Raw genomic sequence first — 22,497 nt, 5'->3', positions numbered from 1 at the left:
GCGCCAGTTTTAGTCCTGATGGCAAACGAATTGTCACTGCTTCAGTTGACAATACCCCGAAGGTGTGGGACTTAAATGGCAAACTCATCGCCACCCTTACCGGGCATCAAAGAGTAGTCTTCAGCGCCAGTTTTAGTCCTAATGGCAAACGAATTGTCACCGCATCAGTTGACAAAACCGCCAAGGTGTGGGACTTAAATGGCAAACTCATCGCCACCCTGACTGGGCATCAAGGAGTAGTCTTCAGCGCCAGTTTTAGTCCTGATGGCAAACGAATTGTCACCGCATCAGTTGACAATACCGCCAAGGTGTGGGATTTAAATGGCAAACTCATCGCTACCCTGACTGGGCATCAAGCAGAAGTCAGCAGCGCCAGTTTTAGCCCTGATGGCAAACGAATTGTCACCGCATCAAGTGACAAAACCGCCAAGGTGTGGGATTTAAATGGTAAACTCATCGCTACCCTGACTGGGCATCAACAACAAGTCTTCAGCGCCAGTTTTAGCCCTGATGGCAAACGAATTCTCACCGCATCAGTAGACAAAACCGCCAAGGTGTGGCAAGTTCAAGGCTTAGATGAACTGTTAAATAGGGGTTGTCTGTGGTTAAGTGATTACTTTATCGCTCATCCGGAGACGTTGGAAGAACTTGAGGTGTGTAAGAAGAGATGAGGGGAGAGGAGGAGGGGGGGAGGGGGAGAGGGGGAGAGGGGGGGAAGGGTTTGAGGGTTTAGCTTATGGGGATAGTTGCAAGTCAATTGCGATCGCCGCGATAAAGTTGTAGTCAATCATAACCTCACCGCGATAAACCTGTGCTTTATCTCCCCTCTCCTTATTATTGTATTTGGCAACCCGTTTATCGAATTTGGCAATTCGTTTATCGAATTTGGCAACCCGTTTATCGAATTTGGCAACCCGTTTATCGAATTTGGCAACCCGTTTATCGAATTTGGCAACCCGTTTATCGAATTTGGGAACCCGTTTATTGAATTTGGGAACCCGTTTATTGAATTTGGGAACCCGTTTATTGAATTTGGGAACCCGTTTATTGAATTTGGGAACCCGTTTTGTCTTTACAATGCATCGAGTGACAATCGCATTCCAGAGTATTGCAACATTTAGCGTTTTTAAACGCAGAGGGACGCGGAGGTAAACAAAGGAGGGTCGCAGAGTGTGGTTAAATATTTCGCAATCAAGATTTACAAAGAGGATACGTTAATTTATACCAAAAATTCCCCATTTTTGGGCTAAACTAATCCCATAATCTGAGGAGTGGAACTAGTGCGAATATGGCAAATAGAATTGGGCGATTACTCCCGTTGAGTTTTATCAGCTTTTGTTTTTGTGTAGGCATTAGTATCGGAATCTTTGTCCGCTTTGGGCAGGTGCAGCGATCGCAAGCTGCAACTTCAGAAGAAGCGATACCGCTTTTACCAGGATATCAGCCAGAATACACTCCACCACCAAGTTTTGATTTGCCAGAATCCGATTACATCACGATTCAAGCTGTGGGGGATGTAATTCCCGGTACTAATTACCCCAATCACAGACTTCCACGCGATCGCAATCAGCTAATCCCAAAGTCGGTGAGGGCATACTTGCAAAGAGCCGATTTATTATTGGGTAATCTGGAAACTAGCTTAACTACCTATCCCTATTCTTCCAAAGATATCAATCAAGGGCAAATTTTCGCGTTTCGTTCTCCCCCAGCATATGCACAGTTGTTTGCTGATGTTGGCTTTGATGTTTTCAATATGGCAAACAACCATGCATTAGACTTTGGCAAGGTGGGATTTCGCGATACAGTTAATAATCTTGCCACAGTTGGCATTGAAACATTAGGTCATAAAAATCAAATTCTCTATAAACAAGTTCGTAATGTTCCGGTAGCGATGATTGGATTTACTACCTATGACATTTACAACTCAATGCACGATTTAGAAACAGCTAAAGCACTCGTTCAAGAAGCTAGAGCCAACGCGAATCTGGTAATTATTTCCATGCAGGCAGGTGCGGAGGGAACCGGGGCAATGCATGTGAAAAATAAAACTGAATATTTCTATGGAGAAGACCGAGGAAATTCAATGAAATTTGCGCGGACAATGATTGATGCTGGCGCAGATTTAGTTATAGGACATGGACCTCACGTTCCTAGAGCGATGGAAATCTATAAAGGTAAACTCATCGCTTATTCATTAGGAAACTTTCTCGGATACAGAACTTTATCAACAGAAGGTGAAACCAGTTATTCAATGATTTTAGAAGTCAAAATGAACTCTGATGGCGAATTAATCGGAAGTAAAATTATCCCGGTTCGGATGAACAAACAGGGAATTCCGCAGATAGATCAGCGGTTTAGAACTGTGAGTCTATTGCGTTATTTGAATAAAAATGCTTTTCCGGATAAGCCGATGAAGATTAATAAGAAAGGAGAAATTGTCTTGGCGAATATAAAATGAGAAAATCGTAGTAAGCGTTTCAACGCTTATTTGAGCACTTTAGTGCTCACTACGAACGTTTAAATTTTTCGTGGCGATCGCCCGATGCATCAAACTCATATAAATCAAGTTCGTTATTTCCCGCAGAAGATAGAGGCGCTACCCAACTGAATTTCATTATCTTCAAGAATATGTGAAGATATGTTATGTAAAGGAGGCGGCTATTAATACTCAACTATCAAAGGATGTTATCCTTACAGAATGGCATGATTCGTGCATTGCGGAAGTTCTCAGACGTGCTAGAGAGATTGCTGATTATTGTATGCTAAACGCTAGCGCGATTGATTATAATGGCGCTTTCCCGAAAAAGGAGTTTGAGTTAATTGCTGAGGCTGGCTTGTTGTCTGCACCTTTACACCGAGGTTTAGGTGGGTGGGGTGCGGGAATTGATGCGAGTGTAACTCAACAACTCCTAATGCTATTAAAACAGATCGGGCGTGGCAATTTGGCGGTTGGGCGAGTTTATGAGGGACATATCAATGCGCTGCAACTAATTCAAACTTTTGGTACTAAAGAACAAATCGCAACTTATGCAAGTGAAGCACGCGATCGCCTGAAAATATTTGGCGTTTGGAATGCGGAAGCTGCTGATGGTGTTAAAATTATTCCCCTAGAGGATGGTAAATATCGCCTCGAAGGTTGTAAAACCTTTTGTTCTGGCTCTGGCTACGTTGAGCGTCCGTTTGTGAATGGAGTCTTACCCGATGGTACTTGGCAAATGTGCATTGTGCCAATGGATGAAGTAGCAACGGTAAGCGATCCATCTTGGTGGGAACCTTCGGGAATGCGAGCAACTGCTAGCTATAAAGTAGATTTTAGCGGGGTTGAGTTGCAGCAAAATGCTTTAATCGGTGAACCTGGAGATTATTATAGACAGCCTTGGTTATCTGTGGGAGTAATTCGGTTTGCAGCGGTACAATTGGGTGGTGCAGAAGCATTATTTGATTTAACTCGCGAATATCTGCAAAAGCTGAATTATACAAACGATCCATACCAAAGAGAACGACTGGGTAGAATGGCGATCGCGATTGAAAGTGGTAATCTCTGGTTGCGATCGGCTGCGGATATGGTAGCAGCATATGCACCTGTGTTTGGAGGTTATCCGACGGTTGACAATCCGCAAGCTAGTCAACTCGTCGCTTATGCAAATATGGTGCGGACAGCAATTGAACAAATTTGCATCGATGTAATGCAAATGTGCGAACGTTCTGTTGGGACTCGCGGTTTGCTACCACCAAATCCGATGGAACGCATCATCCGGGATTTAACCCTGTATCTGCGTCAACCCGCGTTTGATGCTGCACTTTCTAGTGTAGGACAGTATGTTTTAGCTGAAAGTAATCCAGCACATTCGCTTTGGAACCAATGAATATTATTGGCAAATCACCTTTATAGTAGAGACGTTCCGCACCGAACGTCTCTAGGAAGGTTGGGGTATCCTAGTTCGTGACATAGAATAAGCATTAAACAAGATTGCAAAAATCCTTTAACACCCCACCCCCAGCCCCTCCCCGCAGGCGGGGAGGGGAGACTTTGACTTACGTCAAAGGCGGGGTGGGGTTCTTGTTTTTGATTTATGTAAGAAGTTTATTTTACAATCCAAAATCTAAAATCTAAAATCCAAAATCGCATGACTGCATCACCGCTAACTAATCCTGATGTTTTGCCTTGTCGGTCTATTAAGGAAATTGCTTATAGTCCGGTGCTAATTGTTGCACCTCATCCCGATGATGAAACGTTGGGTTGTGGTGGTGCGATCGCTCTTTTACGTTCTCTAAATTGCGATGTCCGCGTTTTAGTTATCAGTAACGGTACGCTTTCTCACCCCAATTCTCTAAAGTATCCCGCACCTTTGTTACAGGCATTACGTGAAAGCGAAACGTTGGAAGCTTTAACAAAGTTAGGCGTTAATCCGGATAACGTGACATTTTGCGGACTGCAAGATGGGTCAATTTCGACACAATATATTAGTGCAATAGCGAGTTGTAGTGCTTATTTAAGAGAAATTGCGCCGCAAATTATCTTTTTACCTTGGCGGTACGATCCTCACCCTGACCATCGAGCAACTTCAAAGTTAATTTACACCGCTTTGGGTAACTTAAATTTATCACCGCGCATTATTGAATATCCTATCTGGGATTGGGACCCACGGCAACGGGGAAACTTGACAGAATCGGAAAAAGTAACAAGTTGGCGTCTGGATATTGCTGCGGTGGTAGAGTTGAAAAAACAGGCGATCGCTTGTTATCGTTCGCAAATCACCAACTTAATTGATGACGATCCCGAAGGTTTTTGCTTGACACCAGAAATGCTTTTGAATTTCGCTCGTCCTTGGGAAGTTTATTTAGAAGTGGAATGAGCGCTTTTCCTAAAGTCTTGTAGCGGCAATTCATGAATTGCCCCTACGTAAATTCAATTGGTGACGACATGAGTGTGTAAGTCCTATAGAAGTTGAAAATTAAAGGCTTTAATGAAACTAGCAATTTTTGATATTGATGGAACGCTGACTAAAACAAATGATGTCGATACTCAATGCTTTGTGAAAGCGTTTGCTCTGGATGGCATTGAAGATATTAACACGAACTGGGCTAGTTACGGACACACAACCGATTCTGGGATAACTTTGCAGATTTTTCAGGAGTTTCTCGGACGTGTTCCCCAAGAAAGTGAATTATCTCGGCTTCAGCACCGCTTTGTCGATTTGTTGCAAGAACAATATACAGCGGATAATATATTGTTTGCTGAAGTACCTGGAGCAACCGTAATGTTGCGGAGATTGCGAGAAACAGAAGATTGGGCGATCGCTTTGGCAACTGGAGGATGGAGTGCATCAGCTTGCATGAAATTAGATAGTGCAAAGTTGGATGTTGGACAATTGCCGATTGCGTCTGCTGATGATGGTATTTCTCGTGAAGATATTGTCAAAACCGCAATATCCAGAGCGAAAGCGTTATATGCTGAATCAGATTTTGAAAAAATAGTTTGTATCGGTGATGGAATTTGGGATGTTTTAACTGCTGTGCAGCTGCAACTAGATTTTGTCGGTGTCGCTAGCGGTGAACAAAAAATAATCTTGCAGGATGCGGGAGTTGAACAGATTATCGAAGACTTTGTAAATTTTGATGATTTTTTACAAGCTTTGAACACTGCAAGTATCCCCAAGCCGAAAAAATTGTTAGAGATAGAAAAGCGATCGCTTCCCCCAAGTTATTTTGAAGCACTTTACGGTACCGATCCCGATCCGTGGAAATTTGAAACCAGCGAATACGAAGCGAAGAAATATACTGCCACAATCGCTGCTTTACCGAAACGCTATAAATCTGCTTTTGAAATTGGTGGTTCAATTGGCGTTTTAACTGAAAAGCTAGCATCTTTATGTGACTCTTTGCTTTCAATTGATGTGTCAAAGCTAGCTCAAGAAAAAGCAATACAGCGCTGTCAGCACTTAAAGCAGGTACGCTTTCAAATCATGCGTTTACCAGAACAGTATCCTGAAGAAATGTTTGATTTAGTTTTAGTGTCAGAAGTTGGCTATTACTGGTGCTGGTCAGACCTGCAAAAAGCCAAGCAGTGCATTTTAGAACACTTGGAACCAGGAGGACATTTGCTTTTAGTTCATTGGACAGAGTATGCGCGTGATTATCCTTTGAATGGCGATCAAGTTCACGATTCATTTATGGAGTTAACCCCGAATAAATTACGACATTTAAAAAGTCAACGCGAGGAACAATATCGACTTGATTTATTTGAGCGAGTTTGATTTACCATCTTTGCTTTGTTTGCGGCAATAGGTTTTAGCTGTCATTATTTAGCCTAATTTGTTGGTCAATAATTTCCTTAATAAATTGCGGCATTTCTTTGTTTAACCTAGCAGCCTGTTGTTTTAGTCTTTCATAATTTTCAATATCATCTCCTTGCCATATAAGGTCTATTCTCCTAACTTGTCGCATGGCAATATGAGTATAATTTTCTGGATATGCCCAATAACAAGATAAGCATATAGATTTGTCCTTTATGCTTTTCCAATTTTCACAATGCTCACACGACCAAGATTTAGCCCGATTAGCAGAACCACAAAGCAGCATAAAGTTTTCTGGTTCTAAATCTGGTTCTCCGTCCACCTCAAATGGTACACGATGATCTATCTGTAATTCACGTTTATCAACCTCTTCTAAATAAATAAAGCATTTACAGCCATATTTATTAATCAATTCATCTTTTAATAGTTTCGAGAAACCTGTTCTACCGGATAATCTGGAAAATCTAGCCTTACTAATATCTCCAAACTTGTATGCAGCTATTTTTCTTTGATCGGTTCCTGTAACACGAAAGGTTTCCAAAGGTATTCCATGTTCTCGAACATCTCTGGCTGCTCTTGGAGGATGATTATAACCGTACCTTTGCTTTAGTTCTTCTGTCGTTATAAAGCCATACTGCAAGATATGATCGATAACAGCTTTTGGTCTTTTAGCTGTCACTGACTGACAAAGTTGTATAAACTCATCAGGTAGCTGTTGAGAACTGTCCATTTGGCTCCAGAAAAGTAAGCTGTTTAGCTTTTGCGTTAATATAACTTTCTAAGTCTTCGGTATAGCTATTTGCTATATGTGACAAGTACAAAGACTCTACTGTTACTTCTTCTTTACCTAAAAGTGTTGCTTGAGAGGAACGTCCTACTTCGATTTCAATCTTCTTAAGATTTAATGCTAACGGTAATTCGTTACCGAAAGTTTTGTTTCCTCGTTTGCCATCATAACTAACTGCAAACGCTATTTCCTTGCGATTTAGCTCTTCGAGAGCTATAACAAAATCATCAAATTGAATTCCCGAATAATATCTCGAATCTTTATTACCACATACACCTTGATAAGGAGGATCTATATAGATAAAATCATTCTTTCGTACTTCAGCTAAAACATCTCTATAATCCCAGCTTGTAAATATACATTTGCCCTTGAGAAGCCTAGAAACTCCTTCTATATTTTTTCGCATCTTTTCTGGTTGAGTTCCTTTTCGTCTTTTGTCTGGGCTTTGATTAAAGAGTCCAAGAGAATTATAGCGAACTGCTCCTTTTACACATCGAGCCAGCAAGTAGAGAAAAAGACTCGGATCGTTAGTGCTATTAAAGTTTTCTCTTACTTGATAATAATGCTCTACATTACTTTGCTGTTCATACCATATATGTGTGTATGAATCTGCTATTTCGTCTGGTTTCTCGACTATCAACTTTAGTAGCTCAACCAGCGGCTTATTTAAATCGTTAATCCAAAAAAATTGAGAAATATGTCTTGCAGAAGCAGCAATACTAATTGCAGCAGTTCCTGCAAATGGCTCAACTAACCTTTCGACTTTATTAGGTAGAAATCTCAGAATTTCTGAAGCCAGATTTCTCTTACTTCCTTGATACTGAATTGGATGCGGAAGACTAGCCATCTCATTTGAGAATAAATGCTCTCGTTAAGCTTACCACGAGAATTAATACAGCTAACTCGTTATCAAAAGATTTTCTCAATCTTACTCCTCAACAATTAAATTTCTACCTTGTGACCGAGGAATGACTTACTGATTGCAGTTTACTTTAGAAATCGTGTTCTATTATCAGCAGAAATTTTATGCAGCAGATTGAAGCAGTCGTTGCCAAAGTTAATGAATTGCAGGATGGCGAAAAACGGCAGGTTTCTGTAGGTGACACGGACGTACTGCTAATCCGCGTTAATGGAAATTTTCAGGCTTTAGGAGCATTTTGCACGCACTACCAAGCACCGTTAGCAGAAGGAGTGCTAAGTGGTAACAGCATCGTTTGTCCCTGGCATAATGCTTATTTTAATATCACCACAGGCGACCAACAAGAGCCACCGGGATTAGATTCTTTGCCTTGTTATCAAGTTAGAATCGAAGGCGAAAATGTCATTGTCAGCGTACCAGAAAAAGCATCTGGATTGAGAACCCCTGCAATGGCATCATACAATCCCAATGTCGATTCACGCACATTTGTCATTTTAGGAGCGGGTGCAGCTGGTGCCCATGCAGCAGAAACTTTGAGAACTGCTGGCTATCAAGGACGCATTTTGATGATTACTCGTGAAGACCAACTACCTTACGATCGCACTGTATTAAGCAAAGATTATTTCAACGGTGATGTTCCCAAAGAACAAGTACCACTGAGAACGCCGGAGTTTTACAAACAGCATAATATCGAGGTTCTGTTAAACAAACAAGCGGTAAATGTTGATGCCAAAGCAAAAAAAATAACTTTTGATGACAGTGAAACCCTCAGTTATGATTCTCTACTGTTAGCCACAGGTGGAAAACCAAAACAGTTAGAAGTTGAAGGTGCAGATTTAGAAAACGTCTTTACCTTACGCAGCTTTGCAGATAGCGATCGCATTCTCGCATCTGCCGCACAAGCCAAGCAAGCCGTAGTCATCGGCTCAAGTTTTATTGGCATGGAAACCGCTTCTGGTCTTACCAAACTCGGTTTAAAAGTAACAGTAATCTCACCAGATTCTTTACCTTTTAAAAAAATATTGGGCGAAGAAATTGGACAATTATTTCAACAAGTCCATGAAGAAAATGGGGTCAGCTTTCAATTTGGCAGAAAAGTCACTAAATTAATCGGAAACAGCAAAGTTGAAGCAGTAATTTTAGATAATAACCAACGCCTTGAAGCTGATATAGTTGTCGTAGGCATAGGCGTACAACCTGCAACTCAAATTCTCTCTGGCGTAGACTTGCACCCCAAAGACAAAAGTATACCAGTAGATGAATATCTTCGCGCTGCCGATAACTTATACGCAGCAGGTGACATTGCCCGCTTTCCAGACGAGCGCACAGGTGAGAAAATTCGCGTAGAACACTGGCGAATTGCCGCCCAACAAGGACGCATTGCCGCTTACAATATGCTAGGAAAATCAATCAAATTCAAAACAGTACCTGTTTTTTGGACAATGCAATTTGACTTTCCCCTGCGCTACGTCGGACATGCCGAACAATGGGATGAAATTATCATCAATGGCGACTTGCAAAAACGCGAATTTATCGTATTTTACATCAAAGACAACCAAATATTAGCAGCAGCCACCAGCCAGCGAGACACCGAAACCGCAGCCATCACCGAACTAATGCGCTTAAACAAAATGCCAAATCCCGAAACATTGCGTCAAGGAAACTTCGATTTAGTTAAGCATTTACATTCCTAAAAATAACTTCTTCTCTGCCACAAAAATCATACTCTTTTCCTTCTCTGCGTCCTCTGCGTTCTCTGCGGTTCGTAACTCCTCAATAAATAAAAACCCCTTGGCGACGTTATTTTTTATTCCTTTAACTGATGAAGTTGACATTTGGTTGTAATTGAGCGATAAATCGCTCACTACGAATAAGAGCAAAATTTTATTTGCTACCCCGACGCAGACTTTCTAAACGCAGACGTAAATCGCTAATTGCTGTTTGAATTTCTACTTTTTGCCAACGCTGTGCCCAAATTCCTTCTTCTCTTGAGTATTCATCAACTCGTTCAAATAACAGACTAAAGGTGTATGGTTGTTTTAATTCTTGCACAAGCCATTCTGCTGGAACTCCTAAAATGTCTGCTAACGGTGCTAATTGCATATGAGTTGGCATTTTTCCGTTAAGAACAGAAAACCAAATAACTCTTAACTGATGACGCGCTGAATAACGAGTTTCAATAGCTGCTGCTGATTCTACTAAAAATGCTTGCTTTTGTCGTCCCATTTGTGACCATTCATTCAACTGATTCGCTAAACCAATGTCGGTGCGTCCGGTTTGTCTTGCGGAAGTTTCTACCCGCACTAACGGACTGTGGCGAAAACGGGCATTGACGCGCACCAAAGCATGATAAAATGCGACATCTTCGGGTGTTCGCACGGCTGGTAAACCGCCAGCGATCGCATACATCTGTGCAGTCACGGCTAAACTTGCCCCATAGTGTTGATAGTGTCGCGGAAAGCTATCATAAGGATCGGGGTCAAGGTAACTTTCTAATTCTGCAATCAAGTAGCGGTAGCCGACTTCCCGCAGATGACAAGCTTTGGCATAGGGATCTAAAGTTGCGCGATCGCTTTGATTGGTGATAATTCTTCCTCCCACCGCATCCGCACCGCAGCTAATTTCATATAGCGTCGCAGCGATCCAAGTCTCGCTTACCTGAGAATCGCCATCGGTGGAAGCAATTACTCCCCGCTTGCGTCCTATACTTATTAAGCGACGATACGCTTCATCCATCAAAATTTGTCGGACTCGACCAATATAAGCTTCAGTTGCTCTTAGAGTTTTTTCAACTATGTGCAATACTAAATCTGGATGCTGCTGTGCAAAATTCCGGGCGATCGCTGCTGAATTATCACTACAATTATTCAGTAACAAAATTATTTCATACCGCCTGAAACCTAAGCGCTGTCCTTCTAAATCAACCTGATGCGCTAAAGCCGAAAGCGTTGCTGGTAAAGTTTCGGCTTCATTGCGAGCTGGAACAATTACGGAAATTTCACATTGGGGTAAAGGGGTCTTTTCAACTAAAGCAGGAGTATCGCCATAAAGTTGTGTAGCTGGATTAGCAAACACATGCAAACGCTTATCCATGTACACCATTTTTTGATTTCCAGCAAAACAGACAGAGCGTATTCATCCAAAATTGAATTTTTTGAAGTTTTGTAAATTTATTTTGTAATCTTCATCATTTACTTTGAATCTATCTACAGCAAGATTAATGTTGATTGAAAATCTATCAATAGGTGCAATAAGTAACCGACACCTTGAAAGGTGCGGCAGATCGCGCCTGTCGGCTAGGCGTATATTCTCATAAATACAATTTTTGGGGAAATATATGTAATTAATTTGACTATCTTTTATTATTTATCAGAAATATTACTCATAATAATTCTTAAGAAAGAGGTGATTAATCTTATAAAAAGTAACAGTGTTATTAATAATTGTTAAGCAAGAGCAGATGTATGCAAAAGCTTCAACGAGTTGTGAAAAACCTGCTCTTTAGTCAGCATAAAGGTGGAAAACCCAAGTCTAAAAGCTCCTCAGTAGCGGCACTAGATCGAGTAAACTTGTCTTTGGGAGATGTGCGAGATGTATTTGAGCCTTACCTGGCAATCTTTCTCACAGCCGATCGCAACTTAAATCCGGCACAAGTAGGTATTGCTATTTCAATCACCAGCATTGCCGGAATTTTAGCACAAACGCCGCTGGGTGCTGTAGTTGATGCTTCCCGCGACAAAAGAAAGTTAATAGCGATCGCGACTTTAACTGTTGCCATCAGCTACATGATAATTGTGCATTTTCCGGCATTCTGGGCAGTAATTGCGGCTCAAGGTATGATTGGTATCTCCGCAGTCATTGTCAGTCCTGCGGTTGCAGCTGCTTCCTTGGGATTGGTAGGAAAAGAACGTTTAGAAAAGCGCGTAGGACGAAATGAAGCGCTTAATCATACAGGTAATGTGGTTGCGGCAATTGTTGCTGGTATTTTAGGGCAATTTGTCGGACGAGCGTGGATTTTTTACTTTTTTGTCATTCTGTGTATTTTGACGATTGTTTCAGTATTTCAGATTCGCAAAAAAGATATAGATAATACACAAGCGCGAGGCGACGATGGCGAAAATAAAGAACGTGCCAGTATGAAAGATTTATTGAGCGATGCCTACGGCGGGCTACGCCTACGCACTCTCATCATCTTTGCCTCATCTGTAATTTTGTTCTATTTAGCCAACGCAGCGCTACTACCTTTAGTCAGTCAGGAATTAACCGGAGGCAAACAGAATGCCCCTTCGCTTTACGTTTCTGCGGCTGTTGTTGTGGCACAATTAATCATGATTCCCGTTGCAGCTTGGGCAGGAACAACCGCCAACAAGTGGGGTAGAAAGCCGCTAATATTAATTGCCTTTGGTGCAGTCTTAATTCGCGCTTTATTGTACACCCTCAGCCGCAATCCGTGGTTTTTAGTGTCAGTCCAAGTTCTCGACGGTATCGCATCTGGTATTTTTACGGTGTTAGTCGTGGTAGTTGTCGCAGATTTAACTCAAGGAACTGGGCGATTTAATTTAGCACAGGGAGCAATTAATACTATGATTGGTATTGGTGCGGCATTGAGCAACCTGGGAAGCGGTTTTTTAGTGAAAGCAGCAGGTTATCACATTGGTTTTATGACCTTAGCAGGAATTGCCGCCGTTGGCTTAAGTTGGTTTTGGCTAGCAATGCCGGAAACTAAAAAATCATAATCGCAAGAGGAAAAAAAAAGACAAAATCTTGATGTTTTTTGTCTTTGTGGTGAGAACAACACATCAGCTAAAATACATAAACCTAACCCTAACTTTCGTACAGACGTTCCGGTGGAACGTCTCTACCTAACTCCTAACTCTTTTTAATTATGGGCAACACTTTTGGGCATTTATTTCGCGTCACTACTTTTGGCGAGTCTCACGGCGGTGGTGTGGGAGTTATCATTGATGGTTGTCCACCACGGCTAGAAATATCTGCTGAAGAAATTCAAGTAGAGTTAGATAGAAGGCGTCCGGGACAAAGTAAGATTACAACACCTCGCAAAGAAGAAGATAAGTGCGAAATTCTCTCTGGAGTGTTTGAAGGTAAAACTTTGGGAACACCAATCTCAATTTTGGTGCGGAATAAAGATGCTCGTTCTCAAGATTACGACGAAATGCAACAAAAGTATCGTCCTTCTCATGCCGATGCGACGTATGATGCCAAATATGGCATTCGTAATTGGCAAGGTGGCGGTAGATCGTCGGCGCGTGAGACAATTGGTAGAGTAGCAGCCGGTGCGATCGCTAAAAAAATTCTTCGTCAAGTCGCTAATGTGGAAGTCATCGGTTACGTCAAGCGCATCAAAGATTTAGAAGGTGCGATTGATGCAAATACCGTCACATTAGAACAAGTTGAAAGTAACATCGTCCGCTGTCCCGATGGTGAATGTGCCGAACGGATGATTGAATTAATTGAGGCGATCGGTAGGCAAGGTGATTCTATCGGGGGTGTGGTAGAATGTGTAGCGCGAAACGTTCCCAAAGGTTTGGGCGTTCCAGTTTTCGATAAATTAGAAGCAGATATCGCTAAAGGTGTAATGTCTCTCCCCGCTAGTAAAGGTTTTGAAATCGGTTCAGGTTTCGCAGGGACGCTGTTAACTGGAATTGAACATAACGACGAATATTATATTGATGAAAACGGTGAAATTCGCACTGTAACTAATCGTTCAGGGGGAATTCAAGGCGGAATTTCCAACGGTGAGAATATCATTTTACGAGTAGCATTTAAGCCGACAGCCACCATTAGAAAAGAACAGAAGACGGTGACTAATGAGGGTGAAGAAACGCTATTAGCTGCCAAAGGAAGACACGATCCTTGCGTTTTACCGCGTGCTGTGCCGATGGTAGAAGCGATGGTGGCTTTAGTATTGTGCGATCATTTATTGCGGCAGCAGGGACAGTGTAAGGTGTTGTAGGTAACACGCAGTTTTCTCAAGAAAGTTTCTCTGTTGTGGGGTGGTGATTTTGCCATCCCTGTTTTTTTTAAGTGTTGTTATAGTGGCAAATGACACAAATTAAGCAATGTTATTGCGGCTTATATCAACATGGAAAAAGAGTCTGAAAATCGTTTAAAACACTTTGCTGCTCTCAAGTCCAAGTACCAAGCAATTAAATATGAAGATTCATCACCCTGTAGTCTTCTGTATCTTATGTTGCGAAAAGCTGACTTAGGAATTGAACTAACTGAATTAGAGTTTGATTGGTTGAAAGAACATAAACTTTTTGAAACTGTCGAAACAATTTGCCAAAAGCAGCAATCTAGGACAGAAGAACTTATAAAACTAGAAAGTGAGTTTTATCATCTCAAATCTCAGTATAAAGTCCCCAAGTTTTGGCTAGGTTTTAAAGATAATATTTCTGTTCCTCTTTACCCAATTCTTTGGAAACTTAACTCCGAATATGCGCTGACTAATCCAGAGATTGAATGGTTAGAAAAGAATCGGCTTGGTGGGACAGTTGCTATTGCTCATGAGATGAAATTGAAGCGGCACTTTTTTGTTTTAAAAGCAAAGTACCAAGCAACTAAATATGAAGGTTTATCGCCTAATAGTCCACTATATAAAATTCTAAAAAAACTGGAAATAAAAGAAAGGGTAAGCTATCCTGAACTTGAATGGTTGACAAATCGAGAACTATTTGAAACTATCAAAATTTTTGAACAACAAGAGTCAGCAAGAGAAGTTGAGTTTTCCCAATTAAAAGCGAAGTACCAAGCGATTAAACAGCCAGATACATCATTATCCAGTCCACTATATCCAATCTTGCAAAAACTGGATGCAGACAAAAAGCTAATTAATTCCGAAATTTACTGGCTGGAACAGCACGGATTTACGGAAACGATTAGCATCGCTAATGAACTCGAACAAAAGCAAGAATTTGCTGCTTTTAAAGCCAAGTACAAAGCAAGTAGATATGAGGATTCATCTTGTTCAAGTCATTTGTACAAAGTTCTCAAAAGACTTGATTTGGAAAATTATCTCAGTCAGCAGGATATCAATTTTCTCAAAAAGCGTAAATTGAGTGAAACGATTGCGATCGCTAACGAAAAATATGCTTATATTCTTAATAAAAAGGTAGAATCAGGAGAACTACTAAGTGAGGCAGAGATTGACTGGTTAAAACAAAATGATCGTGAAGATATCATTACTTTCGCTAAACAAAAGCACTTTGCAACTCTCAAGAAAAAGTATGCACTTGTAGATCCTGCAAATCAATTACCGATTGAACCATTTTACACAATAATGCTAAAACTGGAGAAAAAAGAGCGGCTAGTTCCTCTCTTAGTTGTTCAGCTTATAGAACAAAATCTATTATCTCGTGACGGAAAAATTGCTATTGCACATTACAAACTCGAAGCAGATTTTTATGAACAGGAATTTCAACGCACTGGACATAAATGGCACATTCCTACTGCTAGTAGTTATTGGCGCAAAGCAGATGAACCAGAACGCGCATTACAACTAACTAATCTAGACTTAAGCAGTATCCGCGAAAGTAATCTCAAGTCAGCTATTTTAGTAACTAGAGGTGCAGCGTTCAGAGACATTGATGATTTATTTAATGCAGAAAGTTCTGCCAAAAAAGCTATTGAATATCATCCTCAAAGTTATCAACCTTACACTTTACTCGGAGCGATTTACTATGACAAAGGTGAATACTCAACAGGAGATTATTACTTTGAAGAAGCAGTGAAACGTGGTGCGAAAACTGAGGAAATAGATGACGAAATTAAGCGAGTACTCCGGAGTACAAAAGATGAGAATAAACGACAGTATGCAGTGAATTACTTACTAAAAAAAGATTCACAGCGATATGCTTGGGCTAAGTCTTATCTGAAGAAGCCAAAAAATCAGGCTTAAATCTCAAGTAAAATCACCATCAGATTTCACTATTGTAAAATCTGCTGGAATGTCGAGTAGTGCGTTAGAGGGTTGCATAATCATGGATTTAACTACAATTTTAGGATTAATTGCCGCGACATTAACAACATTTTCCTTTCTACCGCAAATGATAAAAACATGGCAAAGCAAATCAGCCAAAGATGTTTCATACATCATGCTAATTACTTTTAATATTGGTGTTTTTTTATGGATAATTTATGGAATATCTCTACAATCATTGCCGGTTATTCTCGCAAACGGGGTGACATTATTTTTTAACATCATAATTCTATGGCTTAAAATTAAATATAGATGAAGAAGCCCTTAGGCTTCTAGCCTAAGGCTATACGAACGAAGCCTGCCTTCGCAGGCTTTGTCCGTGTAGCCCCACCCTTCAGGGTGAGGGCTTTTCCGATAATCCAGCCCCAACAAACAACTGTGACATCATCTGTATTCGCTGCTGAACGTCTTTTATTTACTCGTGCAACCCCCGATAACGACGCTATCCCGACAATTTTCGCTTTCCCCAATGAATACACCGTGGGAATCACCAGCCTAGGCTATCAAATAGTATGGGCTACTTTAGCAATGCGTGATGATGTGCAAGTAAGCCGCTTGTTTACCGATACTCGCGAACAACTTCCAAGAAACCCGGAATTACTCGGCTTTTCGATGTCGTGGGAATTAGATTATGTGAATATTTTAAATCTGCTGGAATCTTTAGAAATTCCTATTAGGGCAGATATTCGCGATCGCAATCATCCGATAGTTTTTGGTGGGGGTCCCGTCCTCACAGCTAACCCCGAACCTTTCGCCGATTTCTTTGATGTAATTTTACTCGGAGATGGCGAAGATTTATTAGGGAATTTTATTGAAGCTTATAAACAAGTTAGAAACGCTTCTAGACAAATCCAGTTAAAAGCACTTGCACAAGTACCGGGAATTTATGTTCCTAGTTTGTATCAAGTTGAATATCACACATTAGACGGTGATATCAAATCAATTCAACCAATCTCCCCAGAAATTCCCGCAATAGTGCAAAAGCAAACTTACCGGGGAAATGTTCTCTCAGCTTCAACTGTCGTCACCGAAAAAGCCGCTTGGGAAAATATTTACATGGTGGAAATGGTGAGAAGTTGTCCAGAAATGTGCCGTTTCTGTTTGGCAAGTTATCTCACTTTACCTTTTAGAACTGCGAGTGTTGAAGAATCTTTAATTCCGGCAATCGAAAGAGGTTTAGCTGTCACAAATCGCTTAGGATTATTAGGAGCTTCAGTAACTCAGCATCCAGAATTTGAAACGTTACTCGATTATATTAGTCAGCCAAAATATGACGATGTACGCTTGAGTATTGCCTCAGTGCGAACTAATACAGTAACAGTGCAATTAGCGCAAACCTTAGCGAAAAGAGACACGCGATCGCTTACCATTGCCATCGAAAGTGGTTCAGAAAAATTACGCGAAATCATTAACAAAAAGCTGCATAATGAGGAAATCATTCAAGCTGCGGTAAACGCCAAAGCAGGTGGCTTATCTTGCTTAAAACTTTACGGCATGGCAGGAATTCCCGGCGAAGAATCAGAAGATTTAGAGCAAACTGTAACGATGATGCGTACCGTCAAAAAAGCTGCACCAGGATTGCGGTTAACACTAGGATGCAGCACCTTTGTACCCAAAGCACACACGCCCTTTCAATGGTTTGGAGTAAATCGCCAAGCTGAGAAGCGGTTGCAATTTTTACAAAAAGAACTAAAACCGCAAGGAATAGATTTCCGTCCCGAAAGTTACAATTGGTCAATAATTCAAGCATTATTATCGAGAGGCGATCGCCGACTTTCCCAACTTTTACAACTAACTCGCAACTTTGGCGATTCTTTAGGCAGTTACAAACGCGCTTTCAAACAACTTAAAAAACAAATTCCCGACTTAGATTTTTACGTTCACACCGACTGGTCAACCGAACAAATATTACCCTGGAGTCACTTGCAAGGACCTCTACCACAGTCTACACTAATTAAACACCTGGCTGATGCCACCAGTAAAATTAACTCATCGCCAAAAGAACTACAGCCATTAAACTTATAATTTTTTAAAAGTAGACAGCAATGAGCGCAAAAACTCTCTCCAACTCTTCTTCCTCTGCGCCCTTGGCGGTTCGTTCATTCAATAATCTTTCCATGCAAACAACATCCGAATTTTACTGCGCTTATTGCGGCGAACCAAACGTCACCTTTGTAGACTTAAGCGCAGGTGGACAGCAATCTTATATAGAAGATTGTCAAGTTTGCTGTCGTCCAAACATTCTATATCTGCGGGTGGATGAAGAAACTTTAGATATAGAAATTGATACAGAATACGAAGGTTGAATTTTAGGTTTTTCTGTCAATGCTTCACTTTAAACATTCTTCAGTAATTAATGCACCCGTAGAAGTTGTTTGGAAATTTCACGAAAGACCAGAAATTTTACAACTGCTTACCCCACCTTGGCAACCAGTGCAAGTCATGCGTCGCGAGGGGGGACTTGACGTTGGTGCGATTACCGAATTTCGCCTTTTCTTAGGATTATTACCTTTAACTTGGTTAGCGCGTCACACCGAATGCGAAGAATATCGTCTATTTACCGACGAACAGATATCAGGTCCCTTTGAATCTTGGGTGCATCGACATCAATTTGAACCGGAAAATGGCAAAACTAAATTAACTGATGCGATCGCCTTTTCAATCCCAGGTGGCGATTCTGTAGAATTTTTCAGCGGTTGGCTAGTGCAAGCACAACTAGAAGCTATGTTTCGCTACCGTCATTATGTAACTAAACGCGAGTGCGAGTCAAGTTAAGAAAATATACTTAACAGTAAAAACACGGAAAAATCACTTTTATTAAAGAATATATGATAGCTCAGGATATCTACTTGTCCTGAGCCTCTTTTTTTACGATAATAAAAACACTTTTTCTACCGTTAGATTACTGAAATTTCACACCCTTAACTGGTTGTGGCGACGGTGATTTTACTGATTCAAACTTGAGAAACATGAAATTTTTACAAACAGGGTTTAAATGCAAAGGTACTTTAAAGTTAGCTTTGCTGAGTGCAACTACGTTATTTTTACTTACACCGTCAGTAAAAGCTGTTAACCCACAGCCACAAATTTGTCCATCGGCAAACTTGCTACCCAAGCGCAGTTTTGATACAGCGAAATATTCTGTTTATATTTGCCGAGGAGATAATAACAACGCGCTGGGGTATTACGTGCGTATTTCCAAAACAGATAATAGTAAAATCACCGTACCAGTAACTAGCACAACAGGAGAAACTTATATTGCTAGCAAGGGAGAAATAGCATACGCTGTTACCCCTTATGAACTGCAAGTAATCAAAAATAGGCGTGTTGTTCTCAAAGAAAGAGTAAATAATGCGATCGCTGGTGACGGTCAACCTCTTGCTAAAGCTTGTCCCGAAGGTGAGAATATCTTTGGTGAAGCCGAAACCAAAAGCTTTATTGTTTATATTTGCGGCAGCAATCTTCCCACAAACTATATTGCTATAACTAGAAGTGGCAATCGTCGCATCGCAGTTCCACTCTCTAGCTATAATTCTAAAGGCGTACCCGAAGCCAGTCAGTATATTGCAGTCAACGGTGATATCCGTTATGTTCTCACGCGAAAAGTGCTAAGAATTTCTGACAACGGTCAAACTGTAATCAAAGAAAAAGTCCTGCGCTGGAATTAAAACACACAATTCGTAGCAAGCACTCTCCGTGCTTACTACGAATTAAGTTTATTTATCCTTATTTTTCAAAGCTTGTCGAGAAACCCACTGAAGCATACCAGGAAACAACCGATAAATTGCTTGGGAAAAATTCGCCGAACCAACTACTACCTCAGACCGTTGATTTTTCACTGCATCCCAGATAGCATTTGCCACATCCTCAGGCTTTTCCACCACCGGAGTTTTCACCACAGTATTGAGTTGTTCGCGACGGTTTTTAGCGTCTTCCTCATCCTGACCGCGAAAAATTGCTCGATCTAAAAAATCACTTTTAATTAGATTTGGGTAAATTCCACAAACATGAATACCTTTGGGCTTTAATTCTGCGTGTAATGCTTCTGTCAAACCTGTGACAGCAAACTTACTCGTGCAATAGGGAACTAAATAAGGAGTAGGTACTTTACCACCAATCGAACTTAGATTAATAATGCTTCCGCTTCTCCGTTCCAAAAAATGAGGCAAAAGCGTATTAATTGTATGGATATATCCCCATAAATTAGTATCTATAATTTGATACCAATCTTTGAGAGAAAACTGCTCAACTGGTCCGGATGCATAAATACCTGCATTGTTTACCAGTATGTCGATGTTACCATAATGCTCCAACGCTTTTTCTACTGCTGCGCTTACTTGTGATGGTTCTGTCACATCGCAAGAAATCGTTAGTGGTGCTGCATTAGTAACACTTTGGATTTCCTGTGCTGCGCTTTCTAAGGAGTCAGTGTGACGCGCTGTAAGTACTACATTATAACCTTTGCGGGCAAACATCAGCGCAGTTGCTTTACCAATACCTTGGGAAGCACCTGTTATAAATACTGTAGAAGCCATGTTTTAAATAAAAACGCTATTTACTGTTTATAGTTTGGGCAATAATTTTCTAGAATCCTTCTGACTTGCGTTAGATATTTAATGACATTTTGCACTGACATTGCTGCTTTGATGTTATAGATTTTCTTTGTATACGCAATTACTACAATTCTTTAAATAAAAATCTTCTATTTGATAGGTTAATCCAATGTTAATTAACCTTTTGTGATACAAATTTTGCCCACAATGCCCAAAATCTCATCCTTTAGACTTGCTGAGACTTTGGAACCACAGATAGATAGCGTTATCTATTTACCTGAATAAGATGAAATTGTAAATACATTATTTAGGAAATTTAACAATGGAACCTTCACCTATTAATGCAGCTAAAACTCCTGCCGGTGTGAGCAATCGTCAAGCTAAAGGACCATTCCCGACTGATGCGACCGAAACCTCTTACAATGGAAGCGATCGCAATGCCTTCGAGTTTGGCTTTACTCCCCAAGCTGAACTATGGAACGGACGCTTTGCAATGATCGGCTTTCTTGCCTACCTTCTTTGGGACTTGAACGGCTACAGCGTGGTCCGCGACGTATTACACCTCGTTTCTTATGCCCGCTAAGGATGTTCTAAGTGTTTCTGTCAATTATAGTTGACAAGCTGACTACACAACCTCGGACACTGAGAGGAAATGCAAACAGTCTTCCCCAGTGTCCTCACTTATATGAGTCTACTTCCATATCGAAAAGTATATTTAGTATGGCTGGCTGTGTAATAATAGTTAGTATAACTTAACATTTCTAAATATTTATTTATTTGGCAATGTTCAACGCATAACACTGACTTCTCGGATTTTCCAACCTAGTGGTTAGTGTAATTTGCCATGACTATACTTTGTGAAATTTTCACCTGCTACGTGGAGAAAAAGCGTGATTTCATTAGAACAACCGCCCAGTCATCCGATAAAATTGACCAGGGAATCAAATACAGCTGTCTTCATTGCTGTTGCCATTATTGGATTATGGGCAATTAGTCTTGTTATCTTACTTTCACTTGACATTACCCAGTTTAACTTTTTAATGTTATTGCCTATCATACTTTGGCAAACATTTATTTATACTGGTTTATTTATTACTGCTCATGATGCCATGCATGGGGTAGTGTTTCCTCAAAATACTAAAGTTAACCATTTTATCGGTTCATTATGCCTTTCTCTTTATGGTTTTTTACCATATCAAAAATTATTGAAAAAACATTGGTTACACCACCACAATCCTGCTAGTGAAATAGACCCCGATTTTCATAACGGTAAACAGAAAAACTTCATTGCCTGGTACTTTCATTTTATGAAGGGTTACTGGAGTTGGACTCAAATTATTGCTCTGACAAGTATCTATAATATTGTCCATTACGTCTTTCATATACCCAAAGATAATTTAACTTACTTTTGGGTCATACCCTCGTTGGTAAGTTCATTACAGTTATTTTATTTTGGCACTTTCTTACCTCATAGTGAGCCAGAATCAGGTTATAGTGAACCTCATCGCGCTCAAACAATCTCCCGTCCAATTTGGTGGTCATTTATCACCTGCTATCATTTCGGCTACCATGAAGAACATCATGAATATCCTCATGTATCTTGGTGGCAGTTACCAGAAATTTATCAAAAAAAGTTAGGAATTAGGTAGAGACGTTCCAGTGGAACGTCTGTACGGTAAAAGTGAGGAGTGAGGAGTGAGGAGTGAGGAGTTAGGAATTGTAAATATTTAACTCCTAATCCAATTACCCATTACCCATTCCCCATTACCCATTCTTCACCCTTCCCTCAGCGCCCGATTTCCACATCTTCGAGGATACCGAGTGCGTCGGGGACGAGGACGGCTGCGGAGTAGTAGGTCGTGACGAGGTAAGAGATAATAGCCTTTTCGCTGATGCCCATGAATCGGACGGACAAGCCGGGTTGGTGTTCGTCGGGGTGACTC

22 protein-coding genes and 1 pseudogene are annotated in these 22,497 nt (G+C 40.7%); 17 read left to right on the top strand and 6 right to left on the bottom strand.

Annotated features, from left to right (window positions below; all coding sequences use genetic code 11):
• The 6 genes from PI95_RS35290 to PI95_RS19785 form a co-directional block, all read left to right on the top strand.
• Positions 1-671, top strand: a 671-nt coding sequence (locus PI95_RS35290; RefSeq protein ID WP_201280523.1) for a WD40 repeat domain-containing protein, incomplete at its 5' end; no start/stop codon positions are given.
• Between the two features lie 75 nt (positions 672-746).
• Positions 747-1,121, top strand: a complete 375-nt coding sequence (locus PI95_RS19805) for a hypothetical protein (protein WP_163519021.1) — start codon at positions 747-749, stop codon at positions 1,119-1,121.
• Between the two features lie 167 nt (positions 1,122-1,288).
• Complete coding sequence (locus tag PI95_RS19800; RefSeq protein WP_039747303.1) at positions 1,289-2,458, top strand: CapA family protein; 1,170 nt, start codon at positions 1,289-1,291, stop codon at positions 2,456-2,458.
• A gap of 172 nt (positions 2,459-2,630) precedes the next feature.
• Positions 2,631-3,866, top strand: a complete 1,236-nt coding sequence (locus PI95_RS37210; protein ID WP_336507302.1) for an acyl-CoA dehydrogenase family protein — start codon at positions 2,631-2,633, stop codon at positions 3,864-3,866.
• 261 nt (positions 3,867-4,127) lie between these two features.
• Positions 4,128-4,856, top strand: coding sequence for a PIG-L deacetylase family protein (locus tag PI95_RS19790; protein ID WP_039747304.1), 729 nt, complete (start codon positions 4,128-4,130; stop codon positions 4,854-4,856).
• Positions 4,857-4,967: 111 nt separating this feature from the next.
• Positions 4,968-6,257 (top strand): SAM-dependent methyltransferase, encoded by a 1,290-nt coding sequence (locus tag PI95_RS19785; protein WP_163519020.1) that lies wholly within the window; start codon positions 4,968-4,970, stop codon positions 6,255-6,257.
• Positions 6,258-6,291: 34 nt separating this feature from the next.
• On the opposite strand, the gene PI95_RS19780 is transcribed toward PI95_RS19785, so the two are convergent.
• Together PI95_RS19780 and PI95_RS19775 are read right to left on the bottom strand one after the other, a co-directional pair.
• Positions 6,292-7,026, bottom strand: coding sequence for a hypothetical protein (locus PI95_RS19780; RefSeq protein ID WP_039747305.1), 735 nt, complete (start codon positions 7,024-7,026; stop codon positions 6,292-6,294).
• Positions 7,001-7,930, bottom strand: a complete 930-nt coding sequence (locus tag PI95_RS19775; protein ID WP_039747306.1) for a Dam family site-specific DNA-(adenine-N6)-methyltransferase — start codon at positions 7,928-7,930, stop codon at positions 7,001-7,003. The genes PI95_RS19780 and PI95_RS19775 overlap by 26 nt, the downstream gene beginning before the upstream one ends.
• A 179-nt stretch (positions 7,931-8,109) precedes the next feature.
• On the opposite strand from PI95_RS19775, the gene PI95_RS19770 reads away from it, so the two are divergent.
• Positions 8,110-9,696: an FAD-dependent oxidoreductase gene (locus tag PI95_RS19770; RefSeq protein ID WP_039747307.1), complete on the top strand. Its 1,587-nt coding sequence runs from the start codon at positions 8,110-8,112 to the stop codon at positions 9,694-9,696.
• 190 nt (positions 9,697-9,886) lie between these two features.
• Here PI95_RS19770 and PI95_RS19765 read toward each other — a convergent pair whose 3' ends face one another.
• Positions 9,887-11,095, bottom strand: coding sequence for a glycosyltransferase family 2 protein (locus tag PI95_RS19765; RefSeq protein ID WP_052325188.1), 1,209 nt, complete (start codon positions 11,093-11,095; stop codon positions 9,887-9,889).
• Positions 11,096-11,466: 371 nt separating this feature from the next.
• Here PI95_RS19765 and PI95_RS19760 point away from each other — a divergent pair, with 371 nt between their 5' ends.
• From PI95_RS19760 to PI95_RS19750, 3 genes are all read left to right on the top strand, one after another.
• Positions 11,467-12,738 (top strand): MFS transporter, encoded by a 1,272-nt coding sequence (locus PI95_RS19760; protein ID WP_163519019.1) that lies wholly within the window; start codon positions 11,467-11,469, stop codon positions 12,736-12,738.
• 149 nt (positions 12,739-12,887) lie between these two features.
• Positions 12,888-13,976 carry a chorismate synthase gene (gene aroC / locus PI95_RS19755; RefSeq protein ID WP_039747310.1) on the top strand — a complete coding sequence of 363 codons (1,089 nt, stop codon included), beginning with the start codon at positions 12,888-12,890 and terminating at the stop codon, positions 13,974-13,976.
• A 129-nt stretch (positions 13,977-14,105) separates the two neighbouring features.
• Positions 14,106-15,920 carry a hypothetical protein gene (locus PI95_RS19750; RefSeq protein ID WP_039747311.1) on the top strand — a complete coding sequence of 605 codons (1,815 nt, stop codon included), beginning with the start codon at positions 14,106-14,108 and terminating at the stop codon, positions 15,918-15,920.
• A 3-nt stretch (positions 15,921-15,923) separates the two neighbouring features.
• Here PI95_RS19750 and PI95_RS37205 read toward each other — a convergent pair whose 3' ends face one another.
• Positions 15,924-16,118: a hypothetical protein gene (locus tag PI95_RS37205; RefSeq protein WP_336507310.1), complete on the bottom strand. Its 195-nt coding sequence runs from the start codon at positions 16,116-16,118 to the stop codon at positions 15,924-15,926.
• On the opposite strand from PI95_RS37205, the gene PI95_RS19745 reads away from it, so the two are divergent.
• The 5 genes from PI95_RS19745 (at position 16,030) to PI95_RS19725 (ending at position 19,669) form a co-directional block, all read left to right on the top strand.
• Positions 16,030-16,257 (top strand): SemiSWEET transporter, encoded by a 228-nt coding sequence (locus PI95_RS19745; RefSeq protein WP_235018558.1) that lies wholly within the window; start codon positions 16,030-16,032, stop codon positions 16,255-16,257. The genes PI95_RS37205 and PI95_RS19745 overlap by 89 nt on opposite strands.
• Before the next feature lie 122 nt (positions 16,258-16,379).
• Positions 16,380-18,026: a radical SAM protein gene (locus PI95_RS19740; RefSeq protein ID WP_039747314.1), complete on the top strand. Its 1,647-nt coding sequence runs from the start codon at positions 16,380-16,382 to the stop codon at positions 18,024-18,026.
• Between the two features lie 92 nt (positions 18,027-18,118).
• Positions 18,119-18,307 (top strand): CPXCG motif-containing cysteine-rich protein, encoded by a 189-nt coding sequence (locus PI95_RS19735; RefSeq protein ID WP_029632843.1) that lies wholly within the window; start codon positions 18,119-18,121, stop codon positions 18,305-18,307.
• Between the two features lie 19 nt (positions 18,308-18,326).
• On the top strand, positions 18,327-18,776 hold the full coding sequence (locus PI95_RS19730; RefSeq protein WP_039747315.1) for an SRPBCC family protein: 450 nt from the start codon (positions 18,327-18,329) through the stop codon (positions 18,774-18,776).
• A 194-nt stretch (positions 18,777-18,970) separates the two neighbouring features.
• Positions 18,971-19,669 carry a hypothetical protein gene (locus PI95_RS19725; RefSeq protein ID WP_039747316.1) on the top strand — a complete coding sequence of 233 codons (699 nt, stop codon included), beginning with the start codon at positions 18,971-18,973 and terminating at the stop codon, positions 19,667-19,669.
• A 48-nt stretch (positions 19,670-19,717) separates the two neighbouring features.
• Here PI95_RS19725 and PI95_RS19720 read toward each other — a convergent pair whose 3' ends face one another.
• Positions 19,718-20,536 (bottom strand): SDR family NAD(P)-dependent oxidoreductase, encoded by an 819-nt coding sequence (locus PI95_RS19720; protein WP_039747317.1) that lies wholly within the window; start codon positions 20,534-20,536, stop codon positions 19,718-19,720.
• A gap of 382 nt (positions 20,537-20,918) precedes the next feature.
• Between PI95_RS19720 and PI95_RS19715 the strand changes: the two genes are divergently transcribed.
• Together PI95_RS19715 and crtW are read left to right on the top strand one after the other, a co-directional pair.
• Positions 20,919-21,137 (top strand): chlorophyll a/b-binding protein, encoded by a 219-nt coding sequence (locus tag PI95_RS19715; RefSeq protein ID WP_039747595.1) that lies wholly within the window; start codon positions 20,919-20,921, stop codon positions 21,135-21,137.
• 307 nt (positions 21,138-21,444) lie between these two features.
• Positions 21,445-22,203, top strand: a complete 759-nt coding sequence (gene crtW / locus PI95_RS19710) for a beta-carotene ketolase CrtW (RefSeq protein WP_039747318.1) — start codon at positions 21,445-21,447, stop codon at positions 22,201-22,203.
• 137 nt (positions 22,204-22,340) lie between these two features.
• On the opposite strand, the pseudogene PI95_RS36895 reads toward crtW, so the two are convergent.
• Positions 22,341-22,490: pseudogene (locus tag PI95_RS36895) on the bottom strand (Crp/Fnr family transcriptional regulator); the annotation flags it as partial.
• Positions 22,491-22,497 lie beyond the last annotated feature (7 nt).

Origin of the sequence: Hassallia byssoidea VB512170 (genome assembly GCF_000817785.2) — a bacterium.
Lineage (GTDB): Bacteria > Cyanobacteriota > Cyanobacteriia > Cyanobacteriales > Nostocaceae > Hassallia > Hassallia carrinoi.
The sequence above is the reverse complement of the archived record's forward strand: the minus strand, read 5'-3'. Positions and strand labels throughout refer to the sequence as shown.